At 44.7% G+C, this 16,707-nt stretch carries 12 protein-coding genes; 8 read left to right on the top strand and 4 right to left on the bottom strand.

All coding sequences use genetic code 11. The features are described from left to right. Positions 1 to 2 precede the first annotated feature (2 nt). The 3 genes from yidC to ACWYVB_RS18450 all read left to right on the top strand — a co-directional run bounded on the left by yidC (position 3) and on the right by ACWYVB_RS18450 (position 4,451). The gene (yidC, locus tag ACWYVB_RS18460) at positions 3 to 1,625 is read left to right on the top strand and encodes a membrane protein insertase YidC (protein ID WP_457529690.1); all 1,623 of its coding nucleotides are present in this window, start codon (positions 3 to 5) and stop codon (positions 1,623 to 1,625) included. Positions 1,626 to 1,742: 117 nt separating this feature from the next. Beyond that, the gene (gene mnmE / locus ACWYVB_RS18455; protein ID WP_104969982.1) at positions 1,743 to 3,104 is read left to right on the top strand and encodes a tRNA uridine-5-carboxymethylaminomethyl(34) synthesis GTPase MnmE; all 1,362 of its coding nucleotides are present in this window, start codon (positions 1,743 to 1,745) and stop codon (positions 3,102 to 3,104) included. Between the two features lie 171 nt (positions 3,105 to 3,275). After that, the gene (locus ACWYVB_RS18450) at positions 3,276 to 4,451 is read left to right on the top strand and encodes a site-specific integrase (protein ID WP_457529688.1); all 1,176 of its coding nucleotides are present in this window, start codon (positions 3,276 to 3,278) and stop codon (positions 4,449 to 4,451) included. Positions 4,452 to 4,473: 22 nt separating this feature from the next. Here the strand turns inward: ACWYVB_RS18450 and ACWYVB_RS18445 are convergent, their stop codons facing one another. Genes ACWYVB_RS18445 through ACWYVB_RS18435 form a run of 3 tightly spaced genes read right to left on the bottom strand, consistent with a single transcriptional unit; the run spans position 4,474 to position 6,726 of the window. Continuing rightward, complete coding sequence (locus ACWYVB_RS18445) at positions 4,474 to 4,809, bottom strand: helix-turn-helix domain-containing protein (protein WP_272166143.1); 336 nt, start codon at positions 4,807 to 4,809, stop codon at positions 4,474 to 4,476. Between the two features lie 53 nt (positions 4,810 to 4,862). Continuing rightward, positions 4,863 to 6,521 (bottom strand): DUF927 domain-containing protein, encoded by a 1,659-nt coding sequence (locus ACWYVB_RS18440; protein WP_457529685.1) that lies wholly within the window; start codon positions 6,519 to 6,521, stop codon positions 4,863 to 4,865. A 13-nt stretch (positions 6,522 to 6,534) separates the two neighbouring features. Further along, positions 6,535 to 6,726: a helix-turn-helix transcriptional regulator gene (locus ACWYVB_RS18435; protein ID WP_203346796.1), complete on the bottom strand. Its 192-nt coding sequence runs from the start codon at positions 6,724 to 6,726 to the stop codon at positions 6,535 to 6,537. Between the two features lie 326 nt (positions 6,727 to 7,052). Here ACWYVB_RS18435 and ACWYVB_RS18430 point away from each other — a divergent pair, with 326 nt between their 5' ends. The 5 genes from ACWYVB_RS18430 to dndE all read left to right on the top strand — a co-directional run bounded on the left by ACWYVB_RS18430 (position 7,053) and on the right by dndE (position 14,360). Then, positions 7,053 to 9,089: a DNA phosphorothioation-associated putative methyltransferase gene (locus tag ACWYVB_RS18430; protein WP_457529684.1), complete on the top strand. Its 2,037-nt coding sequence runs from the start codon at positions 7,053 to 7,055 to the stop codon at positions 9,087 to 9,089. A gap of 198 nt (positions 9,090 to 9,287) precedes the next feature. Continuing rightward, positions 9,288 to 10,367 (top strand): DNA sulfur modification protein DndB, encoded by a 1,080-nt coding sequence (gene dndB / locus ACWYVB_RS18425; protein ID WP_457529682.1) that lies wholly within the window; start codon positions 9,288 to 9,290, stop codon positions 10,365 to 10,367. Further along, positions 10,364 to 11,995: a DNA phosphorothioation system sulfurtransferase DndC gene (locus ACWYVB_RS18420; RefSeq protein ID WP_272166140.1), complete on the top strand. Its 1,632-nt coding sequence runs from the start codon at positions 10,364 to 10,366 to the stop codon at positions 11,993 to 11,995. The genes dndB and ACWYVB_RS18420 overlap by 4 nt, the downstream gene beginning before the upstream one ends. A gap of 8 nt (positions 11,996 to 12,003) precedes the next feature. Beyond that, complete coding sequence (dndD, locus tag ACWYVB_RS18415) at positions 12,004 to 14,013, top strand: DNA sulfur modification protein DndD (protein WP_272166139.1); 2,010 nt, start codon at positions 12,004 to 12,006, stop codon at positions 14,011 to 14,013. Then, positions 14,013 to 14,360, top strand: a complete 348-nt coding sequence (gene dndE, locus ACWYVB_RS18410) for a DNA sulfur modification protein DndE (protein WP_272166138.1) — start codon at positions 14,013 to 14,015, stop codon at positions 14,358 to 14,360. The genes dndD and dndE overlap by 1 nt, the downstream gene beginning before the upstream one ends. A 222-nt stretch (positions 14,361 to 14,582) precedes the next feature. Here dndE and ACWYVB_RS18405 read toward each other — a convergent pair. Beyond that, on the bottom strand, positions 14,583 to 16,707 hold a 2,125-nt coding region (locus ACWYVB_RS18405; protein WP_457529679.1), incomplete at its 5' end, for a hypothetical protein.

The raw sequence follows: 16,707 nt of genomic DNA, 5'->3' as shown, positions 1-16,707 counted from the left end.
CGATGGATTCTCAACGTAATATCCTGCTCATCGGTTTGGCCCTGGTTTCTTTTTTGCTGTTTCAACAATGGCAAGTAGCAAAGAATCCAGAACCTCAAGCAGTTGAACAGGCTCAATCAAGCAGCACTCTACCTGCACCATCTTTTGCTGATAAACTTGACCCAGTTCCTGGCCAACAGCAAGCTTCTGCAAAAACTATCACAGTAACGACTGATGTTTTAACTCTGTCGATCGACACCGTTGGTGGCGATGTGGTACATGCCAACCTTAACGAATACTCTGCTGAGTTAGATTCATCAGATTCCTTTGTTCTGCTTAAAGACGCTCAAGGTCACCAATTTATCGCTCAAAGCGGTCTAGTGGGTCCTCAAGGTATCGACTTGAGCAGCACAAATCGCCCTCACTACAACGTAAGTGCAGACAGCTTCACAATGGCTGACGGTCAAGATGAACTTCGCGTTCCGATGACATTCACTGCAAACGGCATCGAATACACCAAAACTTACATCTTTAAACGCGGCAGCTACGCGCTTAACGTTGAATACGATGTAGTAAACAACTCAGGCAATAACGCAACATTTGGTATGTACGCTCACCTACGTCAAAACTTAATGGACGATGGTGGTAGCATCACAATGCCTACTTACCGTGGTGGCGCATACTCAACAGAAGATACGCGTTACAAGAAGTACAGCTTTGATGATATGCAGGATCGCAACCTGTCTCTTAACCTAGCCGATGGCCAAGGTTGGGCAGCAATGATTCAGCACTACTTTGCCGCAGCTTGGATCCCACGTAACGAACCAGGTACTAACCTATACACTCGTGTAATTGGCAACCTAGGCGATATCGGCGTTCGTATGCCGAACAAAACTATCGCAACAGGCGATCAGGCTAAGTTTGAAGCAACACTTTGGGTTGGTCCAAAACTGCAAGATGAAATGGCAGAAGTGGCGCCTAACCTAGACCTAGTAGTGGACTACGGCTGGTTATGGTTCATTGCGAAGCCTCTTCATATGTTGCTTTCATTCATCCAGAGCTTTGTTGGTAACTGGGGTGTGGCAATCATCTGTCTGACCTTCATCGTTCGTGGTGCAATGTACCCACTAACAAAAGCGCAATACACGTCTATGGCGAAAATGCGTATGCTACAGCCTAAGCTGCAAGCAATGCGTGAGCGTATCGGTGATGACCGTCAGCGCATGAGCCAAGAAATGATGGAACTGTACAAGAAAGAGAAAGTGAACCCACTAGGTGGCTGTTTACCTCTTATCCTACAGATGCCTATCTTCATCGCACTATACTGGGCGCTAATGGAATCGGTAGAGCTTCGTCACTCACCATTCTTTGGTTGGATTCACGACTTGTCAGCGCAGGACCCTTACTACATCCTGCCGCTATTGATGGGTGCGTCTATGTTCCTAATCCAGAAGATGAGCCCGACAACAGTAACGGATCCAATGCAGCAGAAGATCATGACTTTTATGCCGGTTATGTTTACCTTCTTCTTCTTGTTCTTCCCATCAGGTCTCGTTCTGTACTGGTTAGTGTCGAACATCGTAACGCTTATCCAGCAAACTCTGATCTACAAAGGATTGGAGAAAAAAGGCTTACACAGCAAGTAACCTTTTAGGAAATGATTGAGAAAGGCGGCCAAAAGGTCGCCTTTTTGTTTTTGGCTGATTACAATTCAGCTAACTAAAGTTATGGCTCAATTTGAGCCCAGCTCAAAAGGCAAAATTATGACTACAGATACGATTGTCGCTCAAGCGACCGCGCCTGGTCGTGGCGGTGTCGGTATTATTCGAGTATCAGGCCCTAAAGCCAACCAAGTGGCGTTAGAAGTCACGGGTAAGACACTAAAGCCTCGCTATGCAGAGTACCTGCCGTTTAAGTCAGAAGATGGCACTGTGCTTGATCAGGGCATCGCTCTGTACTTCCCTAACCCGCACTCATTTACAGGTGAAGACGTACTTGAGCTGCAAGGCCATGGCGGCCCCGTCGTGATGGATATGCTGATAAAACGCATTCTAGGTATTAATGGTATTCGAGCAGCTCGCCCTGGTGAGTTCTCTGAACGCGCGTTCCTGAACGATAAACTCGACCTCGCTCAAGCAGAAGCAATTGCAGACCTCATTGATGCAAGTTCTGAAGAAGCAGCAAAATCGGCGCTGCAATCCTTACAGGGCGCCTTTTCAGGGCGCATTAATACCTTAGTTGAGTCGCTGATTCATTTACGTATCTATGTTGAGGCAGCCATCGACTTCCCAGAAGAAGAAATCGACTTTCTGGCCGACGGCAAAGTGGCTGGTGACCTACAAGCCATCATCGACAACCTAGATGCGGTGCGCAAAGAAGCCAACCAAGGCGCGATCATGCGTGAAGGGATGAAAGTCGTGATTGCAGGTCGTCCAAATGCGGGCAAATCAAGCCTACTGAACGCGCTATCAGGCAAAGAGTCTGCAATCGTAACCGACATCGCAGGTACCACGCGTGACGTCCTGCGCGAGCATATCCACATTGATGGCATGCCACTGCACATCATTGATACAGCAGGTCTGCGTGATGCCTCCGACGAAGTCGAGAAAATCGGTATCGAGCGCGCGTGGGATGAAATCGCTCAAGCAGACCGCGTCTTGTTCATGGTAGATGGCACCACAACCGATGCCACCGATCCGAAAGATATCTGGCCAGACTTTGTGGATCGCCTACCCGACAATATCGGCATAACCGTGATCCGAAACAAAGCGGATCAAACGGGTGAAGAAATGGGGATCTGCCACGTCAATAACCCTACCCTCATCCGCTTGTCAGCGAAAACTGGTGCAGGGGTTGAAGCTCTGCGTGAACACCTCAAAGAATGCATGGGCTTCTCAGGCAACAGTGAAGGTGGCTTTATGGCTCGTCGCCGTCACCTCGATGCGTTGGAACGCGCCGCACAGCACCTTCAAATAGGCCAAGAACAGCTTGAAGGCTATATGGCTGGTGAGATACTGGCAGAAGAGCTGCGCATCACCCAACAGCATCTCAACGAGATTACCGGCGAGTTCAGTTCTGACGACTTACTGGGCCGAATCTTCTCTTCATTCTGTATCGGGAAGTAAAGTGGGCAAATAACGGAAAACAACAGCAAGCAACGGTAGATAACACACTGATTTTATTAGATCGTCATTTGCCGTTTGTTTCCATCCGTTGCCGTTAATTGCCAAATCTAGTCCCCAGTTGGTCCCCAATGACATGATAAATGCCGTATTGGGGACCAATTGGGGACAAAGATGAAAATTTTCATTGAAAAACGGACACTTAAAGCAGATGGAACGCGAACATTGCGTCTCATTTATGACCACGGTTATACCACTAAATCAAACGGATCTCGTCAGCGAAAACGTGAATACGAAGTGCTAGATCTGTTTATCTATGACAAACCCAAAACACCAGCTCAGCGAAAACATAACAAAGAGCACCTTCTCCTAGCCGAAACTATTAAGAGTAAACGACTGGTTGAGTGGCAATCTCAGAAGCATGGTTTTGAGGATCGAACCAAGCGCTCAGCTAGCTTCATTGATTACTTTCAACGGCAAATTGACATAAAAGAACAAACCACCTCAACCTCCAACCATTTGATCTGGCTTTCAGCTCGTAAGCACCTGCTGCTCTACTGCGGAAAACATGATCTTAGTTTTGATGAGCTGGATAAAGACTGGTTAGACGGATTTAAGTATTACCTAACCAATGAAGCGAAAACCAAAAGTGATACACCGCTATCTCGCAACACACAAAGCTCCTACTTCAATAAAGTTCGCGCGGCGATCAACGAAGCACATAGAGAAGGTATTATTCGCGATAACCCGCTTTCACAAGTGACCAGTATCAAAGCGAAAACTACTAAGCGGGTTTATTTAACACTGGATGAGGTCAACGCGTTAGCCCAAACAGAGTGTCGCTATCAAGTCCTCAAAAGGGCGTTTTTGTTCTCATGTGCAACGGGGATGCGTTGGTGCGATATCCATCGACTTACTTGGTCAGAAGTAGAGACATTCAATAATCACAAACGAATTATCTTCGACCAAGCCAAACTCTCTCAGGGCGATGCTAAGAGCCTCCAATACCTAGACCTACCACAGTTCGCAGAGTCACTCTTAGGCCCAGTAAAAGCGGCTCACGAGCGCGTATTCAAGGGATTGAAATACTCTTCTTATATAAATGTAGAACTGCTTCGGTGGGCTCTGGCTGCTGGAATAAGTAAACACGTTACGTTCCATGCTGGTCGCCATACCTTTGCTGTAATTCAGCTTAGCCGAGGAATCGATATATACGCAGTATCGAAACTGCTCGGCCACAGCGAACTTAAAACAACCGAGATCTATGCCGATATAATAGAACAGCGCCGGATGGAAGCTATGCTGACATTCCCTGATATTTTTGCTTCTGGAAAGGATTCAGCGGCCTGATGAGGCCGCTGCGATAACGGTATTACTTACGAAAAGTGGTGGCGACATAGTTTGCTGCCCTTTTTTCTATCTCATGGCGAGATGAAACACGCTGCTCTTCAACCCATTTCATTATGGCTTGACGCTCAAATCGAAGGTGTTTACCAATTTTGAAAAATGGTATTTCCGCAGAGCTGGTCAGCTTATAGAGCTGGTTGGTTGATAAACCTAACAAGGCTGCACATTCATCAATCGTTAGAATGTCCTTTCCAAGCAACTCCACCTTTTGTTGCTGTAAACGCTGCTCTAACACAACCCGCTCGACATGATCGATTTTAGCCAAAATGGACTGGAGAAGGACCTGTTCATTGCTTGTCATAACTCCTCCTCCATGTCGCTACGTTGGGAAAACTGGGAAAACTGGGAAACGGATTACGCATCGGCGGTCAGCTCCTCGAGTTCTTGGATAATTTGAGAAGGTGTAAAGGCAAAGAACCTTTCCAATTTGCCGTTCACTTTTACTCGTAGCGTCCCTCTAGCCCCCTCGTTTGATTCAAACCACCGCCTTTGAACCAAAGGAGTCAGCTGGCTGATGTATTGCTTGCGCAGCTGGAGATCACGAATAAACACATTTTTATGAATCAGCCACTGCACCTCGTCTCCGTCTTGCCGGTAGTACCCGGTACTTGATGCTCTGCCGCTGGATATCTCACTTAACTGCTTTTCCCATTTGGAGAGTGCCTGCTTCAATGCCAAAAGCACTTCAAACTCTTCGTGATTTTGAGTGTGCCCTCTCGCTGTAATCCACCGCTGAAAAATACTATGGATTGAGAATAAAGACTCTTCTTCGCTCCACGGTACTAATTTATGTCGAGAGGCCAGTGAGAGCGCAACGGCAACCAAGCAAAAGCGATGTAGAACCCTTAGAACTTGAGCTGACATACAGCTTTCTTTCCAGCGCTGCATCAACCTATCCGTTTCCGATCTTAACAACAGTTCCAGATCTGGTTGTTGCACTATCAAGCACATCCAAGCTGGGAATAGCGAACCATGGTGCTTTTTCGTTGCCTCCTCCAAATGTTTGGCAAATTCGTGAGAGTCATTAAATCGGTGGATGCTAGAAAAACAGCCATATTTTTCCGTCAACGGTATCTCAACTATTCTGACCAATTGGCCTGCGGCGGGCTTTTTTCCTATTTCTTCCAACAAATCAATCAAGCCAACTTCACCAGTGCTAAGTACTAAGGTTCGCCACTTTGCTTGTTTACCTAACGCCCCTGTAATTAACATTCTTAACTTTCCATCGCCATTCACAATCTGGTAAGCCGCTGTATCCAAATTTTCACTTCTCGCCATGCCAATCTCATCCAGAGGCAGCATGACATCGTTGTAATTTACTGATACAGATTCGATGCCATTGTTCGTGCTATACCAAGTCTTCTTATACGAGTGAGATCCGTAGACTGACGATCCAACATAAATCGCGCCTGACTTCCCCTGACTTGATGAACCCATTAAATGAAAGACTGAGCTTTCTCCTCCCGATGGTGCTAGTAGCGGTGCGGCAAGTGCGACTCCAACAGCAAATATCAAGGTTGGGTTTCCACTCAAAAGACAACCTATCTCCTGTTGCCAATTAGCTAGACTACCTTTGACTTGAAAATTACTATCAACAATTGCTCCCGCATAAAAATATGGCTCCTCGGATGCACCAAAAGTGGTTTCCGTCGTCACGAATACATCGTCATGCCAGCCTGTATTAAATGCACTGATGCCAGATGGCGCTTGTTTTATCTGTTGACGTAAGTAGCGTAGTACAAGGCTCCAGTTGTACTTCTCATCTTCTAGCCAAAAGCCACGATCAAATAGCTCCTCACGAAGTGTGTTACTTGCGCTACCTAAAATTCGATTTGCAGGTACAACCAACCGGACAGGAACAAGATCCATATTCACAAACTCAATACAGGCACCGTAACCTGACTTTTTATCTTGCGCTCTAACTCGTGCTACGACAGAAAGCTCAGAGCTAATAGCCACCCAACCTTCTTCCTTGTCACAGTATTCCAGTGCGTTATTTTTGTTTCTATACATACACACCTCACCGTCACAGGCTCAAAAGCCACTTCTGCACATCTTCAAGACGAAACCTCACACTTCGTGCACCTGGTGATAAGTTCACTGGAGAAGGAAAGGAGCCATTTCTCACATAACGGCGAATGGTCGCTTGTGACAGTTGCGTCAACTGGCAGACTTCTTGATAACTTAGTAACTGATTTGATTGGTTATGAACGTTCATAGATACTCCTGTAGCTTATTAACTTGCAGGAGGTATTTTCTTGTATAGGCTAAGAAAAGGCGCACGCTGCTCAGGCCCAAAATGGGCAGATTGAGCAGAGAATATGCTTGTAAAATGCTTTATTTAGGGTTACAGAAGCAGATAATGGTGCAGTAATACGATTCGGCGTTGCTTCACCGTTAATCATCAAGTAACAAATCACTTTCACATGTGAAAGTGGCGTTTTTTATAATTACTGTCAAACATGTCTGATTGGTTGGGCGAACCCGTTAACAATAAAGCTAAAATATCTATTTGGCTCTACAAACTGGAATTGCTACTAAAAGATGGACTTTCAATCATTTAAGCAACTTGTAAAACAAATTCATATCGGAAAACAGCTTCCCGACGCGGTGTACCTGCATAAAGACGCGATGAGCGAACTCCCTCCCGCACTAAAAAAGTTCGTACCGGCAGTTGCACAAGCAGTGAACTTACCGGACAACCAATGGAACCTCATTAAGCTGTTTAAAAAGGAATTCCGTTTATCGTTGTTGAACTACCCAACCTTTTATACCGACCCCTACCCAGCGTTAGAGCAAAGCCTGAATGTAGATTTGAGCAAACTTAGTCATAAAGTGACTTGTTATCGCTCTTCAGAAAACCCACCGATCCTGCATCGAAAAGAGACGATGATTCTGCCGAGCAGTGACCATTATGAGCTCTTCACAGCGCTGACTAAAGAAGGGGTGGAGGCAGGCCTATACGAGAACACCCGCACTATTGGCTTCAAACAGTCGTGGTTAAATTTGATCCAAAGAAAGGGATACCAGTTAGTCGATGGGAGGATACTGAAAGCCGAACCGGATGCATTGAGTGATACTCAACAAGAGCCCGGGATAGATCGCCACAAAACCGCCATTGTACGCCATGAGCTATCAAGCCCAATGAAGACATTGGCGAAGCAAGGTTACCTAGATGGACGGTTTTCTATTTTCGATTACGGATGTGGCCGAGGGGACGACCTGAGAGAGCTTGAAGCACACGGGCTCGATGTATTGGGTTGGGACCCAGTTTTTTCTCCTGATAATGATAAAGTCAATTCGGACATTGTTAACTTGGGGTTTGTCCTAAATGTTATCGAAGACCAAGATGAACGCCTTGAAGCACTATTGAGCGCTTGGGAGCTCGCAAACAAAATTCTGGTCGTCTCGGTAATGCTGGCTAATGATTCGTACGTTGCGCAGTTTCAGCCCTATAAAGATGGGGTGATTACGACAAGAAACACATTCCAAAAATACTACGCACAATCAGAATTCAAAGGGTACCTAGAACGTTCTTTACAAGAAGATGCGATTGCCGTCGCACCTGGCATCTTCTACATCTTCAAAGATAAACTCGAAGAGCAGCAGTACTTACAAAGCAAGTATAAGCGCCACCATACTTGGCATCAACTGACATCGCCTCAACCTATAGAGAGTAAAGATAAAGCCAAGTTGGTCATTAGCCAAAACAGCGCTCTGTTTGATGATTTCTGGAACGTATGTCTGGAACTTGGCCGGATACCGGCGAATGACGAATTTAACCGTTCTGAAGAAGTGAGAAGTCTAATAGGTTCTCATAAAAAAGTGTTTGGTTTACTGCAAGAAATGTTCGATACCAAAGAGTTCGAAAACGCAGAAAAGCGTCGCAAAGAAGACCTTTTGCTTTACTTTGCTATGGGGCTATTTGAGAAGAGAAAGCCTTACACGCAGCAACCAGAATCACTCAAACGCGATATCAAAGCTCTATTTAGTGATTATAAAACCGCACTTAATCTCGCAGCAGAGTTACTGTTTGCGATAGCCGATACAAGCTTAATCAATACGCAATGTGAAAAGGCTCACCGACAACTACCCGCGAGTTTATTGAATGAAGGGCATTCCATCATCCTACACCGAGACTATATTGATGATTTACCTTTGCTGCTACGTATATACGTGGGGGCAGGTTTACAAATGTACGGGGAACTGGATGAAGAAATAGATCTTGTCAAAATCCATATCACGTCAGGTAAACTCACCTTAACCGCTTATGATAACTTCGAGCATTCCGTACCGTTTTTGGTTGAGCGCATAAAAATAAAAATGGCAGAACAAGATATCGACTTCTTTGATTATGTGAATGAAAAGCGTAGACCGCCTCTGTTAAACAAGCATCTTTACATGCCCCCCGAACACGAGAACTACAAAAAGCAACTGAGCTTTGATAAACGCTTAGCCACCTTATTAGATTTTGAACCAACCGAAGAAAGCCACATGGTTCGCGCTGAGTTTGAGGTCTTGCTTGGAAAGCATAACAAGGAAATCAAAGACTTTACCTTAAGAGCACACTCACTTTCATAAAAAGAGTTTAAAAGCCAAGCACCCCATAGAAATCTAATCCTGATACCTGTAGAATGTCCGACTTTGGTTTGTCATACCCACCAATAATAAAACATAACAAACACACAATATCACAAACTCAAAGATTATATTTGTCAAAAATTGACATACCATCTATATTAAATGTCATGGACAAATAACATAACCTTCTAGCCAACTATGCAAAATCAAGATTCCGGCTATTGCTACTCTTTTCCCGCAGTCAGAGGCATTCAAGCAGGTCGTCCGTTTTACATTGCGACGTGCCCTCTTCGGATTATCCCTAAGATATTCAGCTACAACGAAGATGATGTCCCTCCAGAGTTGCGAGCTCAAAGAACGCTTAACAAAACTCGAATCCCTGAAATGGTGAAGTACTTGCTCGACAACCCGAAAGAGTATGTATTTTCGGCATTAACGGCTTCAGTTGGAGTCAATATTTCTTTTCACGATCATCAAGGCGCTCCGAATTTGGGAACACTTCAAATCCCTATGGACGCTCAAATTCTGATCAATGATGGTCAGCATAGGCGTAAAGCAATCGAAGAAGCTCTAAAAGAAAATCCCGATCTGGGCCAAGACAATATTCCTGTCTTGTTCTTTATCGATGAAGGGTTAGATAGAAGCCAACAAATGTTTGCTGATCTAAACAAGTATGCCGTCAAACCAAGTCCATCTCTGGGTACGCTTTACGACCACAGAGATGAAAGTTCAGAACTCGCTCGTGAATTAGCGACCAAAGTAAAACCATTCGTAGGTCTGACTGAAATGGAGAAATCCAGCATCAGCCCAAAATCAAATAAACTTTTCACATTAAGTAGCATCAAACAATCTACCCGAGCACTGTTGAGTAAAGGGCCAAAAGACGGCTTCAACGAAGACGAAAAAAAACTTGCTGCTGAGTTTTGGGCTGAAGTTACTCGCCATATAAAAGATTGGCAGATGGTAATAGACAAAGAAGTATCACCTGCACAACTAAGACAAGAGTACATTCATGCACATGGTGTTGGCTTACATGCCATTGGTGTTTTGGGTAAGCACCTCCTTTGCCAGGAGACAAACAATTGGAAACAGAAACTACAACAGTTGGCAAACGTAAACTGGTTAAAAACCAACCCAGAGTGGATTAAACGAAGCATGAACCACGGAAAATTGAGTAAGTCGACGACAAATATCCAACTTACCGCCAACGCATTAAAAATTGAACTTGGGTTACCACTAACCCCTGAAGAAAAAGCTCTAGAGAAGCAGTTATCATGATACACGAGCTACAATTGGCAGAAGACCTAGCCGAGTACGAAGACTTTATCAATGCAGAAGACTTCGCCAATAACAAATTAAGCCACTATATTGCTGACGTTCAGCGTGTTTACTGTGCGGATAAACGCCCATGGGTAATTGGTTACAGTGGTGGTAAAGACTCATCAGCAGTTATGTCGTTGGTTTACTTGGCACTGCTTGGTTTGGAACCCAAAGACCGCCACAAGCCTGTCTTTGTTGTATCTTCAGACACACTAGTTGAAACACCCGTCGTCGTTAACCACATCAAAGACTCGTTAGCCGCTATAGAGAAAGGCGCAAAGCGCGATAACCTACCAATCACTTGCCATAAAGTCGTCCCTAAAGACAATCAAACGTTTTGGGCCAACTTGCTTGGTAAAGGCTACCCAGCGCCAACACGCTCTTTCCGTTGGTGTACAGAGCGAATGAAGATTGACCCTGTGAGTGACTTTATCAAGTCTAAAGTCTCACAGTTTGACGAAGTGATTGTTGTACTTGGCTCTCGTAGTCAAGAGAGTGCATCACGCGCGCAGGTCATCGCGAAACACAAAATTGACGGCTCACGATTAGCCCGCCATACAACACTTGCAAATGCGTTCATTTTTACTCCCATCGATACATGGGGTGTTGACGATGTATGGAAATTACTGCGTCTTTGTCATTTAGAAACGAAACAAACACCTTACGGGCCTAAAAACATTTGGATCGATAAATATAATCTTGAATGGGAAAACCCATGGGGCGGCAAAAATCTTGTGCTGTGGAACCTCTACAAAGACTCCTCTGGTCAAGGCGAATGTCCAATGGTCATTGATGAGACAACACCGTCTTGTGGTAACTCTCGCTTTGGTTGCTGGACATGTACTGTAGTAACCAAAGACCGTGCAATGGAAAGCCTTATCCAAAACGGTGAAGAGTGGATGGCTCCCCTTCTTGAATTCCGTAATAAGTTGTCAATGACAACTGATCCTGCCCACAAAGAAGAGTACCGAAATCATAAACGTCGCACTGGTAAAGTTAGCTATCAATACGCAAAGGAAGGCGAAGACATCGCAACTGAGCGTAAGCACGTCCCTGGACCGTACAAGCTGAAGTATCGCCGTCAGTGGTTACGAGAGTTGCTCGAGATGGATAAGAAATTTAAAGCGGAAGGAAGAGAGATAGAGCTGATCACAGTACCTGAACTTCATGCTATTCGCCAAGAGTGGATTCACGATCCAAATGAGCCAGATTGGGACGATTCTCTACCTACAATTTTCAAAGAAGTTTACGGCTACGACCTTGATTGGGTATATGACGATAACGCAAGCTTTGGTAAAGATGATGCTCAACTCATCCATGAGCTTTGTGACAACTTTGATGTTGCACCAGAGATGATCATGAAGCTTATCGAGCTAGAAGTCTCGATGGAAGGCTTAAGTCGTCGTAGTGGCATTTCCAATAAAATCGCATCGCTGTTAAAACAAGACTGGGGAAGCTTAGAAGAAATCAAACAAAAGCATGCTTCACTACAGAGTAAAGCTGAGTTTGATATTCACCAAAAAGAGATCGAGCGCTACAACGACCAACTTGCAGAGCTAGATAAGCAGCTTCAAAAAGAGTTTTAAATACTGAAATGTTAATTACAAAACTAACTCTAAACAACTTTCGAGTGTTTCGTGGCGTACATGAAATCGACTTGCGCCCTGCTCCTGCTCGTCTGAGTAAAAATGGCCCTATTGAAGGAACCGAACGACCAATTATTCTGTTTGGTGGCCTTAACGGTGCTGGTAAAACGTCGATCCTAACCGCTGTACGTTTAGCTCTATTTGGGCGTCAATCTTTTAGCCAAGTCCTTTCCAATGGCGAATATGTTGAAGCTCTATCTGAGCTTATTCACAAGGGTGTAGGTCATGGTGGTGTGCAAGATAACGCATCGATTGAGCTTGAGTTTAAATACAGCCAAAACGGCGAAGAAAACACTTATAAAGTGATTCGCGGCTGGAAACGCGGTAAGAAAGATAGCCTGTGTCTTGAGAAAGATGGCATCCAAATCCCAGAGCTCAACTACGAGCAGTGTCAGGGTTTCCTCAACGAATTGATCCCAACAGGCATCGCTGACCTATTCTTCTTCGACGGTGAAAAAATCGCTGAGCTTGCGGAAGATGAGTCAGGCACAGTGCTAAAGACCGCAGTCCGTCGACTATTGGGCTTAGATGTTATCGCAAAGCTCAAGAGTGACTTAAATATCTTCTTGAAGAAACAGGGGTCTAGTGCACTAAGCCAATCTCTAAAAGAGGAAATGGATTCTCTTGATGAGCAACGTATCAGTCACGAGCGCAATGCAGAGAAACTTCGTGGTGAAGCGGACATCGTTGATGCACAAATTGAGCTCGTATCACGCGATATTCTTAATCTTGAGAATAAGTTATCTCAAAACGGCGGCGCTTGGGCTAAAACTCGAGAAGATGAGCAACAAAAAGTAGATAGCTTGCTTAAAGAGAAAGTAGAGCTTGAAAAGCAAATCCGCATGGAGATGGAGACAAGTCTTCCATTCGCACTAGCACCTAATGCAATGCAGCGCCTTCAAACTCAGATCAAGCAAGAACAACAGATTAAGAAGAAACAGAACTTTGGCAATGAGCTGGACTCATTCTTAGAAACACTGCGTTCAAAGTACCCAAGTTTCGATACAGAGATAGCTCAAAATGCGATTGCTGATAGCTTTAAAGCGCACGTGGGTGAGTTTGATTCTGCCGAGCTGCTTTTGGATATCTCCGACCGTCAAGCGAATACTATTGACTATCAACTCTCTAATCTGTCTCAAGAGTCTTTTTCACGTTTTGATGAAGCACGAGTGCGCCTTCAAAAAGTAGAAGAAGAGATCGATAACGCATCAAATAATATTGCACGAGCCCCTGAGCAAGAACAGGTGCAGGAGCTTTTTGCAGATGTACGGGCATTAGACAAGAAAAAAGAAAAACTGATTATCGAATATCATGCTCTGCTTGAGGAAGCAAAACGCGAATTGCGCCAAGCACTAGAGACAGCTCGTCAAATTCAGAAACTACACGATAAAAATAAAGATCAATCCAATAAAGAGCAGAGCATTAGCAATGCTCAAAACTCTATCTTATTGCTTGAGATGTTTGGTGAGCAGTTAACTAAAGCTCGCGTCAACCAGTTAGAGAACGAGTTCGTCCAGTCTTACAAGAAGCTAGCTCGTAAAGAAGATTTACAGCTATCTGCTTCAATTAATCCAGCAACATTTGATGTTGAGTTGATGGATGAGCATGGCATTAAAATCAATCGCAAAGCAATGTCTGCGGGCGAAAAACAGATCTACGCTATCTCGATTTTGGAAGCACTAGGCCGTACATCTGGTCGTAAGCTGCCAATTATTATTGATACACCACTAGGTCGCTTGGATTCACATCACAGAGACAAGCTGGTGGAGAATTACTTCCCGACAGCGAGTCACCAAGTGGTTATCCTGTCTACCGATACAGAGATCGATAAAAATTATATCAACTTGATTCAAGACGATATCGCTCGTACTTATGAGATCCGCTTTGATGGCCTGACTAAATCGTCGAAAGTTGCCGAAGGCTATTTTTGGAAGCAAGCAGAAGAGGTACACGCCTAATGTTGCCTAATCGCATGAATTTGTCGCGCTCTACCGAAGAGCAACTGAAGAAACTAAAAGCCTATACGGGCATCACACCCAACGTCTCTGCCCGTATCGCGTTTTTCCGTTCAATTGAAAGTGATTTCCGCTACAGCGGTCAAGAAGCCAAGTTAGACGGATCTCTTATGTTAGATAAGTATACTTGGCTTGGTGAGACTAGTGATGTTACTGAGTTGGTACTGAAAATGTACTACCCAGAATTTGATGCTAAAGAATACCAGCACGCATGGGCAGCACATGTTGAGGATGGGATTGCCGCTTTACGGAATCATAAAAGCTTATCGCAATTTAGTTACTTCATATAACTTCAATTTTTTAGGTTTTAGCCATCATAAACAATGATGGCTAAAGTCTATGAACATCGATAAATTGAATGCTAGAAATAGCCTTCTTCAAAATCTTATGAGGAGCCCTTTGGTCCCCTCGCCGCCAGCGTGAAATTAACTGAATTTTTTCTATCAGATCCAAAACGACTACCTAAAACTCTGATTTTAATTTATTAGCATTAGGAACTATCAAAACACTAACTATTGTACGTTCAAGCACTTATTGCTTGTTTTTTTGATACTATTCTGTCCCAAAGCCACCTTCAACCTGGCATCATCAACCCAGCACACTTGCGCGATCTCTTGTGCGAGTCCATCAAAGTCTCCGCCAGTCTCTAGTGCACTTCGACAAATATCACTCAGGCTCTCAAACGGAATCTCACGTTTGCACACTAAGTTATGTGTAAAGTGCCATTGATAACCAAACTCTACATGGCAGCTTTTCAGTAGCGATAAGTAGAAATACTTGTTGAGATCCAAGTCCAACAATTTATTGAGCTTGCGCTGAATAATTCCCGCTTCAATAACTCGCTCTTCGCTTTCGATGATCTTGGCTGCCTGATCCATGATGGAAGCTACATCAACAGACAAAAAGGCTTTTGCTGTTGACTGGTAAGCCGCTTCATCCACACGCACTATCACGCCTTTAGTCAACAATTTGTCTAAATAGAAGCTGGCGTGACCGACAGACTGACTTCGAATCTTGCTTGCAATAAAGGCTTTATCTAAAGGCTTGTCACTGTTTGCAAACAGCGCCTCTAGCACGCTCTCCTGCCCGGCAAGACTGAAATCTTGCTCTAAACTAATTGTGTCCGCACCAGATTTTCCATTGAAGAAGATACCTTCACGCTCACCATGAGTCCTAACTATGTGCCTTACCGTAAAGTAGTCCAGTGCTTGTTCACTCAAAGACTGGTAGTAGTCCACAGATAAGTTTAAAGAGTCTCTCCCACTTTCAGCGGCTTGCTGCAAAACACGCTTCACGTCGCCAAGTGTTTGGGTGATCTCTTCCTCAGTGATGTTGAGGAAATTGATGTGGCGATAAGAGCCTCGGTCAATTTGATATACCCATCCAGTATCGACTGCATGGCCAATAGCACCATCTAAACGCTCCTCCGGCAGCTTTACACGAGAAATGGCCTTTTCATTGGCTTTTTTATGCAATGACTTCCAAGTCAGCCCTTCAGGATGATCGAGCAAGGTATTTGCAATCGCAAGCGGTTTGGAAAGGTTCATCGGCAAAACCAGCTCTCCGAGTAACTCAACTTTGTTACCACTCAAATGGGAAACTGCATTTTCAGCAACTGCTTTTTCAATCCCTAATCGGTCTTGCAAGTAGGAGGTCACAGTCTCTAAATCGGAAGGGGATGCGCGCTCAGCCCAATAGTCATCCAGTACAGTCGTGGAGATATCTGGATAAACAATTTTGGTTAAGCCTCCAGACTCTAAGCCACAGCTCATCTCCAGAAATTCATAGAACCCTTTTTGGTGGCTGAAATTTTTCTGAAGTCTGGGGAAGATCTCTGCCCGAAGCACACTAAGGTTAGACCTCACATTCACCCAAAGCGTTGATGGTGCAACACGCATGTGCGCATGCCAGTTTTTCTCAAGGCGGACTTGCAGTTGTCGGACACGCTCTCTAGTAACTTTCCCGGTTGGTAAGCTGTCTCCTACTTCCTGAAGGGTCATGGGCTCAGTTTGGTAGCCTAAACGTGCCACCATGATGAATTTGTCGCGCTCACCGAGCATCTCCAAAAATGACTCAAGGTCGCTGGTAAGTAGCTCCTCGAGGGTAGACAGGTCAATATCTTCACGTTGGTTATAAAGCTGCCTAGACGCATTTTGGTCTGATGTGCCATCATCACCGATAGCGACAAAGTCCTTGCTATCGATAAATGTCAGCATTTCTTTTATCAAAGCCACTTTCTTTGTACCAAGGCTAGGGATTGCCCTTAGAGTACTTTCCTCAAGCCTACGTAACTCACCGACGGTAAGCGCTTCACCGAGATGTTGGCACAATAGGTTACAGGTTGCCTTGTATACATGCGGCAAGGCTAGCTTTGAAAGAGTCAGGCTATCTGAAGCCTTTTCTTCAAATGTTGCGGGCTCTTGATCCACAGTGGGCTTTATTTTCCCAGCACTCAGGATTTCGCGAAGTGTCGCGATATGTACAAGCTTGGTCCTACCTAAGCCTCTGACCTCTAGAAAGTCATCATCCGTCATCGAAAGAAATTCTCGTGCGGTAAGCTCGCGCTCAAAATGCGCTTGAACAAGCCTTACCGTGATCATCTCTTTTTCTGGTATTTCAAACTGACTGAGCATGAAT

Source organism: Vibrio sp. JZG10, assembly GCF_054064075.1.
The sequence above is the reverse complement of the archived record's forward strand: the minus strand, read 5'-3'. Positions and strand labels throughout refer to the sequence as shown.

Excerpts from the sequence above, each read along its gene's own strand:
- yidC (WP_457529690.1), top strand. The coding sequence starts at position 3 with ATGGATTCTCAACGTAATATCCTGCTCATCGGTTTGGCCCTGGTTTCT.
- mnmE (WP_104969982.1), top strand. The coding sequence starts at position 1,743 with ATGACTACAGATACGATTGTCGCTCAAGCGACCGCGCCTGGTCGTGGC.
- ACWYVB_RS18450 (WP_457529688.1), top strand. The coding sequence starts at position 3,276 with ATGAAAATTTTCATTGAAAAACGGACACTTAAAGCAGATGGAACGCGA.
- ACWYVB_RS18445 (WP_272166143.1), bottom strand. The coding sequence starts at position 4,809 with ATGACAAGCAATGAACAGGTCCTTCTCCAGTCCATTTTGGCTAAAATC.
- ACWYVB_RS18440 (WP_457529685.1), bottom strand. The coding sequence starts at position 6,521 with ATGTATAGAAACAAAAATAACGCACTGGAATACTGTGACAAGGAAGAA.
- ACWYVB_RS18435 (WP_203346796.1), bottom strand. The coding sequence starts at position 6,726 with ATGAACGTTCATAACCAATCAAATCAGTTACTAAGTTATCAAGAAGTC.
- ACWYVB_RS18430 (WP_457529684.1), top strand. The coding sequence starts at position 7,053 with ATGGACTTTCAATCATTTAAGCAACTTGTAAAACAAATTCATATCGGA.
- dndB (WP_457529682.1), top strand. The coding sequence starts at position 9,288 with ATGCAAAATCAAGATTCCGGCTATTGCTACTCTTTTCCCGCAGTCAGA.
- ACWYVB_RS18420 (WP_272166140.1), top strand. The coding sequence starts at position 10,364 with ATGATACACGAGCTACAATTGGCAGAAGACCTAGCCGAGTACGAAGAC.
- dndD (WP_272166139.1), top strand. The coding sequence starts at position 12,004 with ATGTTAATTACAAAACTAACTCTAAACAACTTTCGAGTGTTTCGTGGC.
- dndE (WP_272166138.1), top strand. The coding sequence starts at position 14,013 with ATGTTGCCTAATCGCATGAATTTGTCGCGCTCTACCGAAGAGCAACTG.